The following is a 17,656-nucleotide window of genomic DNA, read 5'->3' as shown; positions in this document are numbered from 1 at the left end:
CCCCACGCCCGCCCCGCCCGCCCGGCCCTGCCGCCCCGCCCGCCCCGCACCGCCCCCGCCCCCCCCGGCCCCCCGCCCCCGCCCGCGATCTTGCAGTTGGTGCCCCGACGATGCCTGGGATGTGCGATTCGTCGGGGCGGAAAGTGCAAGATCGCCGGGCGGGCGGGCGGGCGGGTGGCGCGGCTGGTGGGGGTAGGTCTGGTGGGGTGCGGGGTGGGTATGCGTGGCGCCGGAGGTGAGTGATGTCCACGGGGGCGAGGAGAGGTGTCTGGATCGCGATCGCGGTGGCGGTGATCGTGATCATCATCGTGATCATCGCGCTGATGTCCGGTGGGGGCGGAGGCGGCGGCGGGTACTGAGCGACGGCCCAGCCGCGACCAGCTGTCGGGCACGGCCGCCCGAAGACGTATATAACAGTCGACATGGCCCAGCAGAGCGAGAGCGCACCCGGCGCCCAGCGGTTCATCCCGCCCGACGCGGACACCCTCGACGAGCTGCGGGGCGCCGCCGGTGGCTGTCGGGGCTGCGAGCTCTACCGGGACGCGACGCAGACGGTGTTCGGCCGCGGCGACGAGAGCGCGCGGGTGGTCTTCGTCGGCGAGCAGCCCGGCGACATGGAGGACCAGAAGGGCCTGCCCTTCGTCGGGCCCGCCGGTCGGCTGCTGCGCCGGGCGGTCGACGACGCGGGCCTCGACCCGAGGCACATCTATCTGACGAACGCCGTCAAGCACTTCCGTCACTCTCTGCGAGGCAAGCGCCGCATCCACCAGACGCCGGACCAGGTGCACATCACCGCCTGCCGGCCGTGGCTGGTCGCCGAGTTCGCCCGGCTCACCCCGGAGGTCGTCGTAGTGCTCGGCGCCACCGCCGCCAAGGCGCTGCTCGGCCCCGCTTTCCGGGTCACGAGGCAGCGGGGCGAGCTGTTGCCCTGGCCGGCTGCCGCCCAGCACCCGGAGGACTTCCAACGGGTGCCGGTGGACAGCGCCGGGAAGACCGCCGACGTGCCGGAGGCCCGGCTGCTGGCCACCATTCACCCGTCGGCGGTGCTGCGCGCCGACAACCAGGACGTCGCGTACGAGGGGCTGGTCGCCGACCTCACCGTGGCCAGCCGCGCGCTCGCCGCGTAGCCGCCACGGGCGGTCGCGCGCCTCCGCCCCGGCGAGAACCGGGTGCCGCCGTACGCGCCGGTTGCGCAAGGATGGGCAGGTCCCCCGTTCCTTACTCGTCCCCGCCGGAGCCGCCCCATGGCCACGGACCTGACCGCGCCGGTCGGCGCCCCGGACGTCGCGCCCATCCAGCGGCGCACCCTGGGCCTGCTCTTCGGCACCCAGATCATCGGCGGGATCGGCGTCACCATCGGCATCTCGGTGGGCGCGCTGCTCGCCGCGCGGGTCGCCGGCATCGCCGTCGCCGGTCTGGCGCAGAGCGCCGCCGTGGTGGGCGGGGCCCTGTTGGCGGTCCCGGTCACCCGGATCATGAACGCGCACGGGCGGCGGCCGGGGCTGGCCGTCGCGTACCTGGCCGGTGCCGTCGGCGCCGTGCTGGTGGTGCTCGCCACGGTGAGCCGGTGGGTGCCGCTGCTGTTCCTCGGCATGCTGCTCTTCGGCGGTGGCACCGCCGCCAACCTCCAGGCCCGCTACGCCGCCGTGGACCTCGCCGAACCGACCCGGCGGGCCCGCCAGCTCTCGCTGATCGTGTGGGCCACCACCATCGGGGCGGTGGCCGCGCCCAACTTCGCCGCGCTGGCCGACCACACCACCAGCGGCTGGGGGTTGCCCCCGCTGGCCGGCCCGTTCGCGTTCAGCGCGGCGGCGTTCGTGCTCGCCGCCGGCGTACTCCTGGTGCTGCTGCGGCCCGACCCGCTGCTCACCGCGCGCCGGCTCGCGGCGGCCGTCGCGCCGGTGGCGGCCGCCGGGTCCGACGTCAGCCCACCGGCCGAGGCCGTCGACCCGCCGGCCCGAGCCGCCCGGCGCGGTGCCGGGATGCGTGCGGCGTGGCAGGTCGTACGCGGGCTGCCGGCCGCCCGACTCGGCATCGTCGCCGTGGCGGTGGGCCACGTGGTGATGGTGGCGGTCATGTCGATGACCCCGGTGTGGCTCGGCGAGTCGCACTCCGACGCCGACGTGCTGCGGGTGGTGGGTGTCGTGCTGAGCCTGCACATCGCCGGCATGTACGCGCTCTCCCCGCTGGTGGGCTGGCTCACCGACCGGCTCGGCCGGCGCGCGGTGATCCTCGCCGGCGTCGCGCTGCTGCTCGCCGCGTGCGCGGTCGCCGGCACCGCCGGGCACCACACGCCCCGGCTCTCGGTCGGTCTGGTCCTGCTCGGTCTGGGCTGGTCCGGCACCATGGTGGCGGGCTCCACGCTGCTGTCCGAGTCGGTGCCGGCGGCCGTTCGGCCGAGCGTGCAGGGCTTCTCGGACCTGACGATGGGGCTGGCGGGCGCGGTGGCCGCCGCGGCCAGCGGGTTTGTCGTGCGGGCGTCGGGTTATCCGGTTCTCACCCTGCTCGCGGCGGTCGCGACGGTGCCGCTGGTGGCGCTAGCGTTGCGTCCGGTGTCGGCGGGGGCACCGGACGAGGAGGAATGATCACGTGCGGCTGACCGACTTCTGGACCCGGTTGGAGGAGGCGTTCGGCCCCGGCTACGCGGCCAGCATCGCCAGCGACCAGGTGCTCTCCCAGCTCGGCGGGCGGACCATCGAACAGGCGATCGCGGCGGGGGAGGAGACGCACGTGGTGTGGCGTGCGGTCTGCGCCGCCTATCCCGACCGCGTGCCCGCACGACTACGCTGAGCAGCCTTTTCCGTCGATCCGCGTGTCGCTTGTCGAGTCGTACACCTGTTCGGCTATTGTCCACAGCGGGGTGCTCGTCCACAGCTCGCGGCCCGTCGGCTGGTTTTCTGTCGGACCCAGCGCCTAGCGTGTCCGCGTGACGCGAAGCTCAGCAAAGACGCCGGCGAAGGCAGGGGTGGCAACCATGGCAGCAGGGCCTGACCGGGAGAAGGCACTCGACCTTGCTCTCGCTCAGATCGACAAGCAGTTCGGCAAGGGCTCGGTGATGCGCCTGGGGGAGCGTCCGGTCGTCCAGACCGCGATCATCCCGACCGGCTCCATCGCGCTCGACGTGGCGCTCGGGGTGGGCGGCCTGCCCCGCGGCCGGGTCGTCGAGATCTACGGCCCGGAGTCCAGCGGTAAGACCACGGTCGCCCTGCACGCGGTGGCCAACGCCCAGCGCAACGGCGGCATCGCCGCCTTCATCGACGCCGAGCACGCGCTCGACCCGGAATACGCGAAGGCCCTCGGCGTCGACACCGACGCGATGCTGGTCTCCCAGCCGGACACCGGCGAGCAGGCGCTGGAGATCGCCGACATGCTGGTCCGCTCCGGCGCGCTCGACATCATCGTGATCGACTCGGTGGCCGCGCTGGTGCCGCGTGCCGAGATCGAGGGCGAGATGGGCGACAGCCACGTGGGTCTCCAGGCCCGGCTGATGAGCCAGGCGCTGCGAAAGATCACCGGCGTGCTCAACCACACCGGCACCACGGCGATCTTCATCAACCAGCTCCGCGAGAAGATCGGCGTGATGTTCGGCAGCCCGGAGACCACCACCGGTGGTCGGGCGCTGAAGTTCTACGCCTCGGTCCGGCTCGACGTCCGGCGCATCGAGAGCCTCAAGGACGGCACCGACGTGGTCGGCAACCGGACCCGGGTCAAGGTCGTGAAGAACAAGGTCGCGGCGCCGTTCAAGCAGGCCGAGTTCGACATCATGTACGGCAAGGGCATCTCGCGCGAGGGCTCGCTGATCGACGTCGGCGTGGAGCAGGCGATCATCCGCAAGTCCGGCGCCTGGTACACCTACGAGGGTGACCAGCTCGGCCAGGGCAAGGAGAAGGCCCGGGAGTTCCTCAAGGAGAACCCGGACGTGGCGGCCGAGATCGAGAAGAAGATCCTGGAGAAGCTCGGCGTCGGGGTCGGTGTGAGCGACGCGGCCGGTGGCCCGGAGCTGCCGCCGGTCGACTTCTGATCTGAGCCGTGGCAGGTCGACGTGCCCGCACGGGGCGAGGCTGGGATGCCAGCCCGCCCCGCGCGGCTGACGCCGGTGGTGCTCCGCGACCCCGTCGCGGTCGACGCGGCCGGTCCGACGAGGCCGAGCCGGAGGTGCCCGCCCCACCACGGGACGAGGCCGAGGTGGCCCGGGAGATCTGCCTCCGCCAGCTCGCCGTCCGGCCGCGCACTCGCGCCGAGCTGGCCGGCGCGCTGGCGAAGCGGGGGATCTCCGACGAGGTGTCGGCGGAGGTGCTCGACCGCTACGACGAGGTCGGCATCATCGACGACGCCGCCTTCGCCCGTGCCTGGGTGTCGAGCCGGCACGCCGGGCGTGGGCTGGCCCGTCGGGCGCTCGCCAACGAGCTGCGCCAGCGCGGCGTCGACGGTGAAGTGGCGAGCGAGGCGCTGGGTGAGCTGGACGAGGAGACCGAGGCGGAGACCGCTCGGGCTCTGGTGGAGCGGAAGCTGCGTACGGCCCGTGGTGAGCCCGACGCCGTGTTCCGTCGCCTCGTCGGAATGCTGGCCCGCAAGGGCTACCCGCCGGGTGTGGCGATCCGGGCGGTGAAGGACGCCCTCGCCGCCCAGAGCGCCGAGGCAGCCGAGTTCGCCGAGCACATCGACGCCGACGCCCTCGCCGACGCGGAGGGCGAGCTGGACCGGGACAGCCGCACAGCGGACTGATCGCCACCCGACCTGTCGAGGACGCCCTCGGCGGCCCGGGCCCTGGCGTCTCGACCTTCCCGTGTCCCGCCCGTCCCGGCGTGCCGGGGACAGCGCCCCCGCGTCCGGCGAGTCCCGCGCGGGCAGCGCCCCGGGGCGCCTGGGTCCACGCCGGCGTGCTCCACTCGGGTTCGGCGGACGCCGGCCCGGTGGATCGTCACCCTGCCCCCGCGCCCCACCCGACCCGTCCGGCCGGCACTCGGCGGAGACCGTGGCGTTTGTCCGCTGGTGTCCACCGTGATATCAGCGCTGCGTGACGCGGCAACTTCTCTCCGTTCGGGGGGTTTGATCATGAGTTCTTGACCAGACCGCCCTCGGAGACCTAGCCTCGCCATACAGGTTCACATTGCCCGACCATCGCAGGCTAAGCGCACAACATAGATCGCGTAACAGAACAGCATCACTTTGGCCGACTCTCCGGCCACTGGCGACAGCTCCGGACAGGCCGGTCCGGAGTGGCCGCGACAACTGCACCCGGCCGCCGACGATGCCCGAGGGCACCGCCGGCGGAGAAAGCTACCCTTCCACGGCCAGCCGCTCCGGTCGGGCGTCCAGAGTCGCGGGAGCATGCCGTCGGCACCGCTCCCGAGGCGCCCACGTTCAGGGGAGGCGGGCATGACCGGGCGGCACAGATTCACGGGCGGTCCACATGGGGCCCCGGCATGAGCGCCCTCGACGTGGCGCTCCTCGTCGCCGTCCTCGTCCTGATGGCGGTGGTGGTCGGCGCGGTCCTGCTCGGCGCCCGGGCGTTACAGCGCTTCCAGGCACAGCCGTCCGCCGAGGATCCGGCGTTCATCGCCGAGAAGGACCGCCAGGAGCAGTCCCTGGCCGCCCTGCGCAGCGCCGCGGACGAGGCCAACAGCACCATCGACGTGGCGAAGTCGGCGGCCGCCGCCGCCCGTGCGGAGGCGGCCGCGGCGAAGGCCGAGGCGAAGGCCGCCCGCGCGGAGGCGCGGCGGGTGCTCGACGACGCCCGCGCCGAGGCGGACACCGTGCTGGAGCGGGCCCACAAGCAGGCCGAGGCCGACGCGGAGCAGCTGCGCACGGCCGCCCGACGCAGCGGCGAGCGGGAGGTGGCCGTGCTGGCCGCGACCACCCGGGAGCAGGCGGCCGAGGTCGAGCGGCGCGCGGCCCGGATGGACGAGCGGGAGCGGCTGCACACCGAGGAGGTCGAGCGGCTCGCCGAGCGGGAGCGTCAGCTCACCGCGGCCAGTGCCGCGCTGTCCGCCCGGGAGGCCGCGCTCGCCCGCCGGGAGGCCGAGCTGACCGAGGCGGAGGAGCTGCGCCGACGGGAGCTGGAGCGGGTCGCCGGCCTGACCGCCGACGCCGCCCGCACCGAGCTGGTGGAGGCCATCGAGACCCAGGCCAAGCGGGAGGCGGCGCTGCTGGTCCGCGACATCGAGGCGGACGCCCGCAGCACCGCCGAGCAGCGGGCCCGGCACATCGTGGTCGACGCGATCCAGCGCGTGGCGAGCGAGCAGACCGCGGAGAGCGTGGTCAGCGTCCTGCACCTGCCCGGGGACGAGATGAAGGGGCGGATCATCGGCCGGGAGGGGCGCAACATCCGCGCCTTCGAGTCGGTGACCGGGGTCAACCTGATCATCGACGACACCCCGGAGGCGGTGCTGCTCTCCTGCTTCGACCCGGTCCGGCGGGAGGTCGGCCGGCTCACCCTGGAGAAGCTGGTCCTCGACGGGCGGATCCACCCGCACCGGATCGAGGAGGTCTACGACCTGGCCCGGCAGGAGGTCGACCAGCTCTGCCGTCGGGCCGCCGAGGACGCCCTGGTCGAGGTCGGCATCACCGAGATCCACCCGGAGCTGGTGACCCTGCTCGGCCGGCTGCGCTACCGCACGTCGTACGGGCAGAACGTGCTCAAGCATCTCGTCGAGACCGCGCACATCGCCGGCATCATGGCCGCCGAGCTGAAGCTGGACGTGCCGATCATCAAGCGGTCGGCGTTCCTGCACGACATCGGCAAGGCGCTCACCCACGAGGTGGAGGGCAGCCACGCCATCATCGGCGCCGACCTGGCCCGCAAGTACGGTGAGAGCGAGGACGTGGTGCACGCCATCGAGGCGCACCACAACGAGGTGCCGCCGCAGACGATCGAGGCGGTGCTGACCCAGGCGTCCGACGCCTGCTCGGGCGGGCGGCCGGGCGCCCGGCGGGAGAGCCTGGAGGCGTACGTCAAGCGGCTGGAGCGGATCGAGGAGATCGCGGCGAGCAAGCTCGGCGTGGAGAAGGTCTTCGCGATGCAGGCGGGCCGCGAGATCCGGGTGATGGTCAAGCCGGACGACGTGGACGACATCGGCGCCGCCGTGCTGGCCCGGGACGTGGCCAAGCAGATCGAGGAGGAGCTGACCTACCCGGGTCAGATCCGGGTGACCGTGGTCCGCGAGTCCCGGGTCACCGAGATCGCCCGCTGAGGCGCCGCCGGTGCGACGCGCAAGGGGCGGGTGGCCACACGGCCACCCGCCCCTCGTCGTCTGTGCGGTCAGATACCGGCCTGCCCGGCGGCGTGACCGGTCTCGACGATCTGCACCGGCTTCGCGGAGGTGCGCGCCCGGCCCATCCGCTTCTGCAGCCACCAGGCGAGGACCGACAGCAACCCGCAGATGGCGATGTAGATCGCGGCGACGATCAGGTACGTGGGCACGTACGGCAGGCCGAACGGCAGCCGGCCGCCGATCTGCTTGCCGACGAACAGCAGCTCCGGGTAGGTGATGATGAAGCCGAGCGCGGTGTCCTTGAGCAGGACGACGAGCTGGCTCACGATCGCCGGCAGCATCGAGCGCACCGCCTGCGGCAGCAGGATCAGCCGCAGCACCTGGTTCTTGCGCATGCCGACCGCGTACGCGCCCTCGGACTGGCCGCGCGGCACGGCGTTGATGCCGGCCCGGAAGATCTCCGCCAGCACCGAGCCGTTGTAGAGCGTGAGCCCGATGACCAGTGCCCACAGCTTGTCGATCGACCAGCCGTACTGCAGTGGCACGTAGTAGCCGAAGAAGATCAGGATCAGCAGCGGGATGGCCCGGAACAGCTCCACGACGAAGGTGGCGGGGCTGCGCAGGATCCACTTGTCGCTCAGCCGGGCGCTCGCGAAGACGGCGCCGAAGAGCAGCGCGAGGACGGCGGCGATCCCGGCCGCCTTGAGCGTCGCCCCGAGCCCGTTGAGCAGCTCGCGCTGCACCGAGACGTACTGGAACTGCTCCCACTTGCGGGCCTCGAACTGCCCGGTGTCGTAGAACTTGTAGCCGACGAACGCGATCAGCGCGACGATGGCGAGCGTCGAGACGACGCCGAGCAGCGCGTTGCGCCGCTTGGCCCGAGGGCCGGGCAGGTCGTAGAGGACCGAGGCCTGCGTGCTCATCCGTGCCACCCTCCGTTCGTCGCCGCGCGATGCATCCGTACGCCCCGCGTGCTCACCGGGCCACCCTCCACTTGCGCTCCAGGACCCGCTGCAACACCACCAGCGGCAGGATCAGGATGAGGAAGCCGATGGTGATCCAGAGCAGGACGGCGAACTGCGGCTCGCCACGCTCGGCCATGTACGCCGGGATGGCACCCGCCTCCAGCACGGAGAAGCCGGCCGCGATCGTGGTGTTCTTCAGCATGGCGATGAACACGCTCATCATCGGCGGGACCATGGCCCGCAGTGCCTGCGGCAGCACGATCAGCGTGAGCACCTGACCGAAGGTCATGCCCAGTGCCCGGGCCGCCTCTGCCTGGCCGGCGGCGACGGTGTTCACGCCGGAACGGACCACCTCGCAGACGAACGCCGAGGTGTAGGCGATCAGTGCGATGCAGGCGCTGGGGAAGTAGTCGATGTTGACGTCGAGCTTCGGCACCGCGAACACCAGGAACGCGAAGACCAGCGTCAACGGGGTGTTGCGGACCAGGTTGACGTACGTGGCGCCGAAGGCCCGCAGCGCCGGGACGGGGGAGACCCGCATCGCGCCGAGCAGCGTGCCGAGGACGAGACTGCCGACGCCGGCGATCAGGAACAGTTTGACGGTGTTGATGAACCCGTCGCGGAACAGGTCCGCGTTGTCCGTCAGTACGCGGAAGAACTCGCCCATGCCTCGCTCTCAGTCCTCGGGCAGGCGCCGGGCGGGGACGAACCCCGCCCGGCGCCGCGTCACGTGTCGAACTGTCGGTCAGTACCGCTCGAGCTGCGGCGGGGTGCCCGCCGAACCCGACTTGCCGAGCGTGCCGTCGTAGATCTTCTGCCAGGTGCCGTCGGTGAACGCCGCCTCGATCTGGTCGTTCACGTAGTCACGCAGCGCCTTGTCGTCCTTCGGCAGGCCGATGCCGTACTTCTCGGTGCTGAACGGCTGGCCGACGACCTTGAGCTCGTCCGGGTTCTGCGCCGCGTAGCCCTTGAGGATGGCGTCGTCGGTGGTCACCGCGTCGACCTTCTTGTCGAGCAGCTGCGAGACGCACTCGGAGTAGGTCTTGAACTCGACGATGTTCTCCGGCTCGGTGAGCCCCTCGTCGCGGACCTTCTGGATCGGGGTGGACCCGGTCGCGGAGCAGACCTTCTTGCCCTTGAGCGCGTCCTTGCCGGTGATGGCCGACTCGTCCTTGCGGACCAGCAGGTCCTGACCGGCCACGAAGTACGGCCCGGCGAAGGAGATGTCGTTCTTGCGCTTGTCGGTGATCGAGTAGGTGCCGACGTAGTAGTCGACCTCGCCACCCTTGATCGCGGTCTCGCGGTTCGCGGACGCGATCTCCTTGTACTCGATCTTCGCCGGGTCGACGCCGAGCTTGCTGGCGACGTACTGGGCGATCTCGATGTCGAAGCCGCACCGGGTGCCCTGGGCGTCCTTGTAGCCGAGGTTCGGCTGGTCGAACTTGACGCCGACGACGACCTTGCCGGCCGACTTGATCTTGTCGAAGGTCGGGCTGCCGGCGACCGCCGCGTCCGCCTTCGGGGTGAAGGTCGCGCCGGAGGTGGTGCAGGTGTCGGACTGTGCGCCGCCGGAGGTGCTGCCCCCGGCGCTGGGGGTCGGGTTCCCCTCCTTGCCGCAGGCCGCGGCAGAGAGGGCGAGCGAGGCCATCATGGCGACCGCCGCCACGCGCTTCATACGCATACTCTTCTCCTTCTTCGACGAAGCGCGCCGGGGGACGACGCGCTTCGGGTACGGACGCGCTAGTGCGTGAGGATCTTGGAGAGGAAGTCCTTGGCCCGCTCGCTGCGCGGGTTGGCGAAGAACTCCGCCGGCGGCGCGTCCTCCACCAGCTGCCCGTCGGCCATGAAGATGACCCGGTTGGCGGCGTGGCGGGCGAAGCCCATCTCGTGGGTGACCACCACCATCGTCATGCCCTCGCGGGCGAGCGACGTCATCACGTCGAGCACCTCGCCGACCATCTCCGGGTCGAGCGCGCTGGTGGGCTCGTCGAAGAGCAGCGCCTTGGGCTGCATGGCGAGCGCGCGGGCGATCGCGGCCCGCTGCTGCTGGCCGCCGGAGAGCTGGGCCGGGAACTTGTCGGCCTGGTTGGCGATGCCGACCCGGTCGAGCAGGGCGAGGCCACGCTCCCGGGCCGCCGCCGGCTTCTCCTTGCGGACCTTGATCGGCCCGAGGGTGACGTTCTCCAGGATGGTCTTGTGCGCGAAGAGGTTGAACGACTGGAACACCATGCCGACCTCGCTGCGCAGCCTCGCGAGGGCCTTGCCCTCCGCGGCCAGCGGCTGCCCGTCGAAGGTGATGGTGCCGGAGTTGATCGGCTCGAGTCGGTTGATGGCGCGGCAGAGCGTCGACTTGCCGGAGCCGGACGGGCCGATCACCACGACGACCTCGCCGCGGCCGACCGAGAGCGAGACGTCGTCCAGCACGTGCAGCGGCCCGAACCACTTGTTGACCGAATCCAGCACGATGAGCGGTTCGCCCGTCGTCACGTCGTCCACCGTCCCTGTCGTCTGCGGGTCGGGGTCGGATGACCCCCGGTTGGGGGCAACTGTAGGCGGGGGGATGTGGCAGAACGCAACCCGGTTGGTCACGGAGCGGTAACACCACCGGTGATCGTCGCCCGGAGTCCGATACTCGACCACGAAAAGGCCGCGACGGTGGCGTGCGGCGGCCCGCGCCGCAATCATGAGGCTATGACCGAACCCGTACGCCTCACCCGCTACGCCCGGGGCGGTGGATGCGCCTGCAAGATCCCTCCGGGTGAGCTGGAGGCGATGGTGGCGGGTCTCGGCCCGGCCACCGGCACCGCGGATCTACTGGTCGGTCTGGACCACGGCGACGACGCCGCGGTCGTCCGCCTGGACGAGCGCACCGGCCTGGTCGGCACCGCCGACTTCTTCACCCCGGTGGTGGACGACGCCTACGACTGGGGCCGCATCGCCGCCGCCAACGCGCTGTCCGATGTGTACGCCATGGGCGGCACCCCGCTGGTCGCGCTGAACCTGCTCTGCTGGCCACGGGACGTGCTGCCGCTGGAGTTGGCGCGCGAGGTGCTGCGCGGCGGTCAGGACGTCGCCCGGGAGGCGGGGTGCCACCTGGCCGGCGGCCACAGTGTCGACGACGACGGCCCCAAGTACGGGCTGGCGGTGACCGGTGTGGTCCGCCCGGAGGAGCTGATCACGCTGGACGCGGGCCGGGCGGGCCTGCCGCTGTCGCTGACCAAGCCCCTCGGCGTCGGGGTGCTCAACACCCGGCACAAGTCCACCGGCGAGACGTTCCCCGAGGCGGTCGCCGCGATGAGCACCCTCAACCGGGACGCCGCGCGGGCGGCGGTGGCCGCCGGTGTCCGGTGCGGCACCGACGTGACCGGCTTCGGCCTGCTCGGGCACGCCTCGAAGCTGGGCCGGGCCAGCGGGTTGACCGTGGCGATCGACGCGGCGAGCGTGCCCTACCTGGCCGGAGCGCGGGAGGCGGTGCGCGACGGTTACGTCAGCGGCGGCAGCCGGCGCAACCTGGACTGGGTGACCCCGTGGACCGACTTCGGCGCCGTCGGCGAGGACGAGCGGTTGCTGCTGGCCGACGCGCAGACGTCGGGCGGCCTGCTCGTCGCGGGTGAGGTGCCCGGCGCGCCGATCGTCGGTGAGCTGCGGCCGCGCGGCGAGCACCTGGTCGTCATCCGCTGAGCCGACGGCCAGGGCCGCCGTGGCGGGAGGCGGAAGCCGCCCCGCGCGGCCGCCGGGCTTCCCGACGTCGTCTTGGCGCGCATGGCCGTCGATGGCCTGCGCGCACCCGTGGCGCGAGTGTCGGAGGTCGGACACGGCCTTCTCCCGCCGGGGAAAGCGGCACCATACCCGATAAACTGTCATCTTCCCGCTACTCGGCGGAAGGCCATCCCCGCAAATTTTGCCCGGAATGGTCACAGACCGGTAACTTGCCCCCGGCTGGGGTCAAATGCCCCCCACCATCGTCAGTAAGGCCCGATCCAAGGCCGGTGGGACGAACGCAGCGAGGAGGCGGCATGACCGAGCTGTGGAACTGGAGAATCGACCAGGTACGACCCGTGGAGGTCTACCCGGCGTTGGCCGAGGCACTCGGTCGGGTGGTGATGCCCCTGGCGGTCGCCGACCCGGCGAACCTGCCGAGATACGCGGTGATCTGCGACGTCTGGCAGGCGCCCGGCGAGTTCGCCACGATCGTGGACTGCTACGGGGTGCCGGACACGCTGCCCGAGCACGCCAGCATCGCCGCGCTCGCACGGCTGCTGGACCGCAACTGCCTGCTGCGCGACGACACGCTCGACGCGGGCCGGCACCTGCTCGTCGCGCCGGACGGCACGATCCGTCCGGTGCACTTCGACGTCCGGGAGACCGACGACGGGGAGGAGCTCACCAACCAGCGGCTCTGCACCGAGGCGGACCCCCGGTGCCGCGGCTGGTCACAGTGTCACCGCTCGCGGTGGGCCCCCGACACGGTCGCGCCGGCGCTCGCCGCGGCCTGACCGCCGCGCGGGGCGGTCGCGCCGCGCACCACGAGCTGGTCCAGCAGCGTACGGGTGGCCTCCGCCACGGCGGCCACCGCCGCGTCGAAGGCGGCGGCGTTGTGCGCGGCGGGCGCCCGGAAGCCCGAGATCTTCCGGACGTACTGCAACGCCGCCGCCTGCACGTCGGTGTCGGTCACCTCCGGGGTGTACGGCTCACGCAGGGTCTTGATGCTCCGGCACATGGCTCCTCCTCGGTTCCGGTCGATCCGGTCGGCCCGGATACGCTGTCCTGGTCATGACTACCGCAGCGGCGGGCAGCCCGCGCACCTACCAGGTGCGGACGTACGGCTGCCAGATGAACGTGCACGACTCCGAGCGCATCTCCGGCCTGCTGGAACAGGCCGGATACGTCCGCGCGCCCGAGGCCGACGAGCAGCCGGACGTGGTGGTGTTCAACACCTGCGCGGTCCGGGAGAACGCCGACAACCGGCTCTACGGCAACCTCGGTCATCTGCGCCCCGTGAAGGACAAGCACCCGGGGATGCAGATCGCCGTCGGCGGCTGCCTCGCCCAGAAGGACCGCGGCGACATCGTCCGCAAGGCCCCCTGGGTCGACGTGGTCTTCGGCACGCACAACATCGGCTCGCTGCCGGTGCTGCTGGAGCGGGCGCGGCACAACACGGCCGCCGAGGTGGAGATCCTCGAATCCCTCGACGTGTTCCCGTCCACGCTGCCCACCCGCCGTGAGTCGACGTACGCCGGCTGGGTGTCGATCTCGGTGGGCTGCAACAACACCTGCACGTTCTGCATCGTGCCCTCCCTGCGCGGCAAGGAGAAGGACCGCCGCCCCGGCGACATCCTCTCCGAGGTACGGGCCCTGGTCGACGAGGGCGTGCTGGAGGTGACCCTGCTCGGGCAGAACGTCAACTCCTACGGCGTCGAGTTCGGCGACCGGTACGCCTTCGGCAAGCTGCTGCGGGCCTGCGGCGACATCGACGGCCTGGAGCGGGTGCGGTTCACCAGCCCGCACCCGAAGGACTTCACCGACGACGTGATCGCCGCGATGGCCGAGACGCCCAACGTCTGCCACTCGCTGCACATGCCCCTGCAGTCCGGCTCCGACGACGTGCTGCGCGCGATGCGCCGCTCGTACCGGTCGGAGAAGTACCTGGGGATCATCGAGAAGGTCCGCGCCGCGATGCCCGACGCGGCGATCACCACCGACATCATCGTCGGGTTCCCCGGTGAGACCGAGGCGGATTTCGAGCGCACCCTCGACGTGGTCCGCGAGGCCCGCTTCTCCTCCGCCTTCACGTTCCAGTACTCGAAGCGCCCCGGCACCCCGGCCGCGACCATGGACGGCCAACTGCCCAAGCAGGTGGTCCAGGAGCGCTACGAGCGGCTGATCGCCGCCGTCGAGGAGATCACCTGGGCGGAGAACAAGCGGCTCGTCGGGGAGACCGTCGAGGTGCTCGTCGCCGTCGGTGAGGGGCGCAAGGACGAGCGCACAGGCCGGATGTCCGGCCGGGCCCGGGACGGCCGCCTCGTGCACTTCGACGCCGGTTCGTTCGCCGGGCAGATCCGTCCCGGCGACATCGTGCACACCACCGTCACGTACGCGGCCCCGCACCACCTCAACGCCGACGGCGAGCCGCTGTCGCACCGGCGCACCCGGGCCGGTGACGCGGCCGAGGCGGGACGCTCCCCGCGTACCCCGGGTGTGCTGCTCGGACTGCCCACGATCGGCGCGCCGGCCGCGGCGCCGGCCCCGGTCGGCGGCTGCGCCGCCCACTGACCGACGCCGCTCACCAGCGGACGCGGCGGAGCCCCGGCCCCCGAAGGGGACCGGGGCTCCGGCGTCGAACAGGTCAGCTGGACTGCTCGGCGAGCTGGAGGAACTGCCGCTTCGAGGCCAGGGCCTGCTCGGCCTCGCGGATCCGGCGGGCGTCGCCCGCGGCCTGGGCCCGGGACAGCCGCTCCTCGGCCTCGGCCACCTGCGCCCGCATCTGGGCCAGCAGCGGGTTGTCCTCCTTGGTGGTCCGGCGCCACGCCGAGTCCATCACCTCGCGGACCTTGTCGTCGACCGCGCGCAGCCGCCGCTCCAGACCGGCGGCCGCCTCCCGCGGCACCCGACCGGCCTCGTGCCACTGCGCCTGGATGTCGCGCAGCTTCGCCTGGGCGCCCTTGGGGTCGCCGTCGACGTCCAACGCCTCGGCCTCGGCCAGCAGGGCCTGCTTGCGCTCCAGGTTGGCGCGCTGCTCGTTGTCGCGCGCCGAGAAGACCTCACTGCGCCGGGTGAAGAAGTCGTCCTGCGCGGCCCGGAACCGTTCCCAGAGCCGCTGCTCGGCCTCCTTCGAGGCACGCGGCGCGGCCTTCCACTGCGTCATCAGCTCCTTGAGCTGGTTGGCGGTGGCCGCCCAGTCGGTGGAGTCCTTGAGCTTCTCGGCCTCGGTGACCAGCTCCTCCTTGACCGACTGCGCCTGCTTGCGCTGCGCGTCGAGGGAGGCGAAGTGGGCGCCCCGCCGACGGGTGAAGCCGTCCCGGGCGGCGGCGAACCGCTTCCACAGCTCCCCGTCGGCCTTCTTGTCGACGCCGCGGATGGTCTTCCACTCGTCGAGGATCTCCTTGAGCCGGTCACCGGCCGTCTTCCAGCCGGTCGACTCGGCGGCCAGCTTCTCGGCCTCCTCGACCAGGGCGGTCTTGCGAGCCAACGCCTCGCCCCGGGCGGCGTCCCGCGCCGCCCGCGCCTCGCCGGCCTTCTCCTCCGCGACACCCGCGAGGCGGTCCAGCCGCGTGGCCAGCCCGTCGATGTCCCCGACCACGTGCGCCTCGGCGAGCGAAGCCCGGATCCGGCGGATCGTGCTCAGCGAGTGGCCGGCGTCCGCCGCACCCGAGTTGAGCCGCGCCTCGGTCAGGTCCACCTCGGTCACCAGATCGGCGAAGCGGCGCGCGAAGTGCGCCAACCCCTCCTCCGGCGCTCCTGCCTGCCAGGATCCGACCACCCGCTCGCCCTCGGCGGTCTTCACGTACACGGTGCCGTCCGCGTCCACCCGTCCGAAGGCAGTCCAGTCGCTCATGTGCCCATCCTCGTTCTCCCGGCGTCGGAGGAGCAGTCTCCGATCGCCGCCACGGCGCAGCCAAGTTTCTCCCGGCATTGTCACAGGTCCGACCCGGTCCCCGTCGAGCGCCTATCGCCGACCGTGACCATACGGTGTCCTACCGCCCGGATGACCGTATCGGCGCACAGACGCACCGGGCGGTCCCGATACGGTGAGCGGGTGCCACTGGTCGCCGCCGCCGTCTGCCCACACCCGCCCCTGCTCGTACCCGAGGTGGCCGGTGCCGCCGCACCCGAACTCGACGACCTCCGGGCCGCCTGCGACGCCGCGGTCGCCGGGCTGTTCGCCGCCGCGCCGGACGCCGTGGTCCTCGTCGGCGACGGACCGACCACCGGCTGGATAACCCCGCCGGCCACCGGGACGCTGCAACCCTGGGGAGTCGACCTCGCGGTGCCGCTCGACCCGACGGTGCCCGACCATGCCGCGGCGCCGCCCGACCCGACGGCGCCCCACGGCGGCGCGGTGCTGCCGCTGAGCCTCACCATCGGCGCCTGGCTGCTGGCCCGGCACCGGACTCGGGTGCCGGTCGCCGCGGTCCAGGTGACCGCCGACAGCGACCCGGAGACCCTGCGCACCCTCGCCGACCAGGTCCGGGACCACCGTCCACGGGTCGCGCTGCTGGTGCTGGGCGACGGGTCGGCGTGCCGGGGGGAGAAGTCCCCGGGCTACGCCGACCCGCGCGCCGAACCGTACGACGAAGGGGTCGCCACGGCCCTCGCCACCGCGGACGCCGACGCCCTGCTCGCCCTCGACCCGGTCCTCTCGACGGAGCTGAAGGCCGCCGGGCGGGCCCCCTGGCAGGTGCTGGCCGCCGCCGCCCGCGCGACGGGCGGCGACTGGCGGGGCGAGCTGCGCCACCACACCGCCCCCTACGGGGTCGCTTACCTTGTCGCCACCTGGGAGCCGGCATGACCGGCGCGACCGGGGGCAGCCGCCCGCCCGTCGGGACCGTGGTCGCGGTCGTCGGGCCGACCGCCGCCGGCAAGTCCGCGCTGAGCATCGCCCTCGCCCACGCCCTCGACGGGGAGGTCGTCAACGCCGACTCGATGCAGCTCTACCGGGGTCTGGACATCGGCACCGCGAAACTCACCCCGGCCGAACGGGACGGCGTGCCGCACCACCTGCTCGACATCTGGGAGGTCACCGAGCCGGCCAGCGTCGCCGAATACCAGCGGCTGGCCCGCGCGGCCATCGACGACATCCTGGGCCGCGGGCGGGTGCCGCTGCTGGTCGGCGGCTCCGGGCTGTACGTGCGGGCCGTGCTGGAGCAGTTCGAGTTCCCGGGCACCGACCCGGCGGTGCGGGAGCGCCTGGAACGGGAACTCGCCGAGGGCGGCCCCGCCCCCCTGTACGCGCGCCTGCGCGCCGCCGACCCCACCGCCGCCGCCGGGATCCTCCCCGGCAACGGTCGGCGGATCGTCCGTGCCCTCGAAGTGATCGAGCTGACCGGGGCACCGTTCACGGCCTCGCTGCCCGAACCCACGCCGTACTACCCGTCGGTGCAGATCGGCGTCGACCTGGACACCGCCCTGCTGGACGAGCGCATCGCCCGGCGGGTCGACCGGATGTGGGCCGACGGGCTCGTCGCCGAGACCCGGGAACTGGTCGGACGCGGCCTGCCGGACGGGCGTACGGCCAGCCGTGCGCTCGGCTACCAGCAGGTGCTGCGCCACCTCGCCGGTGAGCTGACCGAGACCGAGGCGTACGAGGAGACGATCCGCGCCACCCGACGCTTCGTCCGCCGGCAGCGCTCCTGGTTCCGCCGCGACCCGCGCGTCCACTGGCTCGACTCGGCGGCACCCGACCTGGTCGAGGCCGCCCTGCGCCTGACCCCGGCGGCCACGTCCGGACCAGCACACCCCTGACCGGTCTGGCCCGGG

At 72.5% G+C, this 17,656-nt stretch carries 17 protein-coding genes; 11 read left to right on the top strand and 6 right to left on the bottom strand.

All coding sequences use genetic code 11. The annotated features are described in order from the left end of the window. Nucleotides 1-422: 422 nt before the first annotated feature. From GA0070620_RS13615 to rny, 6 genes are all read left to right on the top strand, one after another. Nucleotides 423-1,127: a UdgX family uracil-DNA binding protein gene (locus tag GA0070620_RS13615; RefSeq protein WP_091590782.1), complete on the top strand. Its 705-nt coding sequence runs from the start codon at nt 423-425 to the stop codon at nt 1,125-1,127. Between the two features lie 117 nt (nt 1,128-1,244). Continuing rightward, a complete protein-coding gene (locus GA0070620_RS13610; RefSeq protein WP_091590780.1) occupies nt 1,245-2,585 on the top strand; it encodes an MFS transporter in 1,341 nt (446 codons plus the stop codon). Nucleotides 2,586-2,589: 4 nt separating this feature from the next. Next, a complete protein-coding gene (locus GA0070620_RS13605) occupies nt 2,590-2,790 on the top strand; it encodes a DUF3046 domain-containing protein (protein ID WP_091590778.1) in 201 nt (66 codons plus the stop codon). Nucleotides 2,791-2,974: 184 nt separating this feature from the next. Then, nucleotides 2,975-4,021 carry a recombinase RecA gene (gene recA, locus GA0070620_RS13600; protein WP_091590775.1) on the top strand — a complete coding sequence of 349 codons (1,047 nt, stop codon included), beginning with the start codon at nt 2,975-2,977 and terminating at the stop codon, nt 4,019-4,021. Nucleotides 4,022-4,029: 8 nt separating this feature from the next. Further along, a complete protein-coding gene (locus tag GA0070620_RS13595) occupies nt 4,030-4,725 on the top strand; it encodes a regulatory protein RecX (RefSeq protein WP_091590773.1) in 696 nt (231 codons plus the stop codon). Nucleotides 4,726-5,426: 701 nt separating this feature from the next. Next, nucleotides 5,427-7,193, top strand: coding sequence for a ribonuclease Y (gene rny / locus GA0070620_RS13590; protein ID WP_091590771.1), 1,767 nt, complete (start codon nt 5,427-5,429; stop codon nt 7,191-7,193). Between the two features lie 68 nt (nt 7,194-7,261). On the opposite strand, the gene GA0070620_RS13585 is transcribed toward rny, so the two are convergent. From GA0070620_RS13585 to GA0070620_RS13570, 4 genes are all read right to left on the bottom strand, one after another. Then, nucleotides 7,262-8,137, bottom strand: coding sequence for an amino acid ABC transporter permease (locus tag GA0070620_RS13585; protein WP_091590769.1), 876 nt, complete (start codon nt 8,135-8,137; stop codon nt 7,262-7,264). Nucleotides 8,138-8,189: 52 nt separating this feature from the next. Continuing rightward, nucleotides 8,190-8,846 carry an amino acid ABC transporter permease gene (locus GA0070620_RS13580; RefSeq protein ID WP_091590767.1) on the bottom strand — a complete coding sequence of 219 codons (657 nt, stop codon included), beginning with the start codon at nt 8,844-8,846 and terminating at the stop codon, nt 8,190-8,192. A 78-nt stretch (nt 8,847-8,924) separates the two neighbouring features. Beyond that, complete coding sequence (locus GA0070620_RS13575) at nt 8,925-9,860, bottom strand: glutamate ABC transporter substrate-binding protein (protein ID WP_091590766.1); 936 nt, start codon at nt 9,858-9,860, stop codon at nt 8,925-8,927. Between the two features lie 59 nt (nt 9,861-9,919). Next, complete coding sequence (locus GA0070620_RS13570) at nt 9,920-10,675, bottom strand: amino acid ABC transporter ATP-binding protein (RefSeq protein ID WP_091590763.1); 756 nt, start codon at nt 10,673-10,675, stop codon at nt 9,920-9,922. A 195-nt stretch (nt 10,676-10,870) separates the two neighbouring features. Between GA0070620_RS13570 and selD the strand changes: the two genes are divergently transcribed. Further along, the gene (gene selD, locus GA0070620_RS13565) at nt 10,871-11,860 is read left to right on the top strand and encodes a selenide, water dikinase SelD (RefSeq protein WP_091590761.1); all 990 of its coding nucleotides are present in this window, start codon (nt 10,871-10,873) and stop codon (nt 11,858-11,860) included. A 335-nt stretch (nt 11,861-12,195) separates the two neighbouring features. Next, the gene (locus tag GA0070620_RS13560; protein ID WP_091590759.1) at nt 12,196-12,675 is read left to right on the top strand and encodes a hypothetical protein; all 480 of its coding nucleotides are present in this window, start codon (nt 12,196-12,198) and stop codon (nt 12,673-12,675) included. Here GA0070620_RS13560 and GA0070620_RS13555 read toward each other — a convergent pair. Beyond that, nucleotides 12,621-12,899, bottom strand: a complete 279-nt coding sequence (locus GA0070620_RS13555; RefSeq protein ID WP_091590757.1) for a DUF2277 family protein — start codon at nt 12,897-12,899, stop codon at nt 12,621-12,623. The genes GA0070620_RS13560 and GA0070620_RS13555 overlap by 55 nt on opposite strands. Nucleotides 12,900-12,952: 53 nt before the next feature. Between GA0070620_RS13555 and miaB the strand changes: the two genes are divergently transcribed. Further along, nucleotides 12,953-14,452 (top strand): tRNA (N6-isopentenyl adenosine(37)-C2)-methylthiotransferase MiaB, encoded by a 1,500-nt coding sequence (gene miaB, locus GA0070620_RS13550; protein WP_091590756.1) that lies wholly within the window; start codon nt 12,953-12,955, stop codon nt 14,450-14,452. Nucleotides 14,453-14,525: 73 nt separating this feature from the next. Here miaB and GA0070620_RS13545 read toward each other — a convergent pair whose 3' ends face one another. Beyond that, nucleotides 14,526-15,734 (bottom strand): DUF349 domain-containing protein, encoded by a 1,209-nt coding sequence (locus tag GA0070620_RS13545; RefSeq protein ID WP_091590754.1) that lies wholly within the window; start codon nt 15,732-15,734, stop codon nt 14,526-14,528. A gap of 150 nt (nt 15,735-15,884) precedes the next feature. Between GA0070620_RS13545 and GA0070620_RS13540 the strand changes: the two genes are divergently transcribed. Beyond that, nucleotides 15,885-16,688: a class III extradiol dioxygenase subunit B-like domain-containing protein gene (locus GA0070620_RS13540; RefSeq protein ID WP_091590752.1), complete on the top strand. Its 804-nt coding sequence runs from the start codon at nt 15,885-15,887 to the stop codon at nt 16,686-16,688. Then, entirely contained in the window at nt 16,685-17,641 is a 957-nt protein-coding gene (gene miaA, locus GA0070620_RS13535) for a tRNA (adenosine(37)-N6)-dimethylallyltransferase MiaA (RefSeq protein WP_091590750.1), read from the top strand. Before GA0070620_RS13540 ends, miaA begins: the two co-directional genes overlap by 4 nt. Nucleotides 17,642-17,656: the final 15 nt, after the last annotated feature.

It is taken from the genome of Micromonospora krabiensis (assembly GCF_900091425.1).
GTDB classification, from domain to species: Bacteria; Actinomycetota; Actinomycetes; order Mycobacteriales; family Micromonosporaceae; genus Micromonospora; species Micromonospora krabiensis.
This window is presented reverse-complemented; position numbering and strand designations above follow the sequence as displayed.

Bases quoted from the DNA above. Each gene is read 5' to 3' on its own strand.
- GA0070620_RS13615 (WP_091590782.1), top strand. From the start codon at position 423: ATGGCCCAGCAGAGCGAGAGCGCACCCGGCGCCCAGCGGTTCATCCCG.
- GA0070620_RS13610 (WP_091590780.1), top strand. From the start codon at position 1,245: ATGGCCACGGACCTGACCGCGCCGGTCGGCGCCCCGGACGTCGCGCCC.
- recA (WP_091590775.1), top strand. From the start codon at position 2,975: ATGGCAGCAGGGCCTGACCGGGAGAAGGCACTCGACCTTGCTCTCGCT.
- rny (WP_091590771.1), top strand. From the start codon at position 5,427: ATGAGCGCCCTCGACGTGGCGCTCCTCGTCGCCGTCCTCGTCCTGATG.
- GA0070620_RS13585 (WP_091590769.1), bottom strand. From the start codon at position 8,137: ATGAGCACGCAGGCCTCGGTCCTCTACGACCTGCCCGGCCCTCGGGCC.
- GA0070620_RS13580 (WP_091590767.1), bottom strand. From the start codon at position 8,846: ATGGGCGAGTTCTTCCGCGTACTGACGGACAACGCGGACCTGTTCCGC.
- GA0070620_RS13575 (WP_091590766.1), bottom strand. From the start codon at position 9,860: ATGCGTATGAAGCGCGTGGCGGCGGTCGCCATGATGGCCTCGCTCGCC.
- selD (WP_091590761.1), top strand. From the start codon at position 10,871: ATGACCGAACCCGTACGCCTCACCCGCTACGCCCGGGGCGGTGGATGC.
- GA0070620_RS13560 (WP_091590759.1), top strand. From the start codon at position 12,196: ATGACCGAGCTGTGGAACTGGAGAATCGACCAGGTACGACCCGTGGAG.
- GA0070620_RS13555 (WP_091590757.1), bottom strand. From the start codon at position 12,899: ATGTGCCGGAGCATCAAGACCCTGCGTGAGCCGTACACCCCGGAGGTG.
- miaB (WP_091590756.1), top strand. From the start codon at position 12,953: ATGACTACCGCAGCGGCGGGCAGCCCGCGCACCTACCAGGTGCGGACG.
- GA0070620_RS13545 (WP_091590754.1), bottom strand. From the start codon at position 15,734: ATGAGCGACTGGACTGCCTTCGGACGGGTGGACGCGGACGGCACCGTG.
- GA0070620_RS13540 (WP_091590752.1), top strand. From the start codon at position 15,885: ATGACCGTATCGGCGCACAGACGCACCGGGCGGTCCCGATACGGTGAG.
- miaA (WP_091590750.1), top strand. From the start codon at position 16,685: ATGACCGGCGCGACCGGGGGCAGCCGCCCGCCCGTCGGGACCGTGGTC.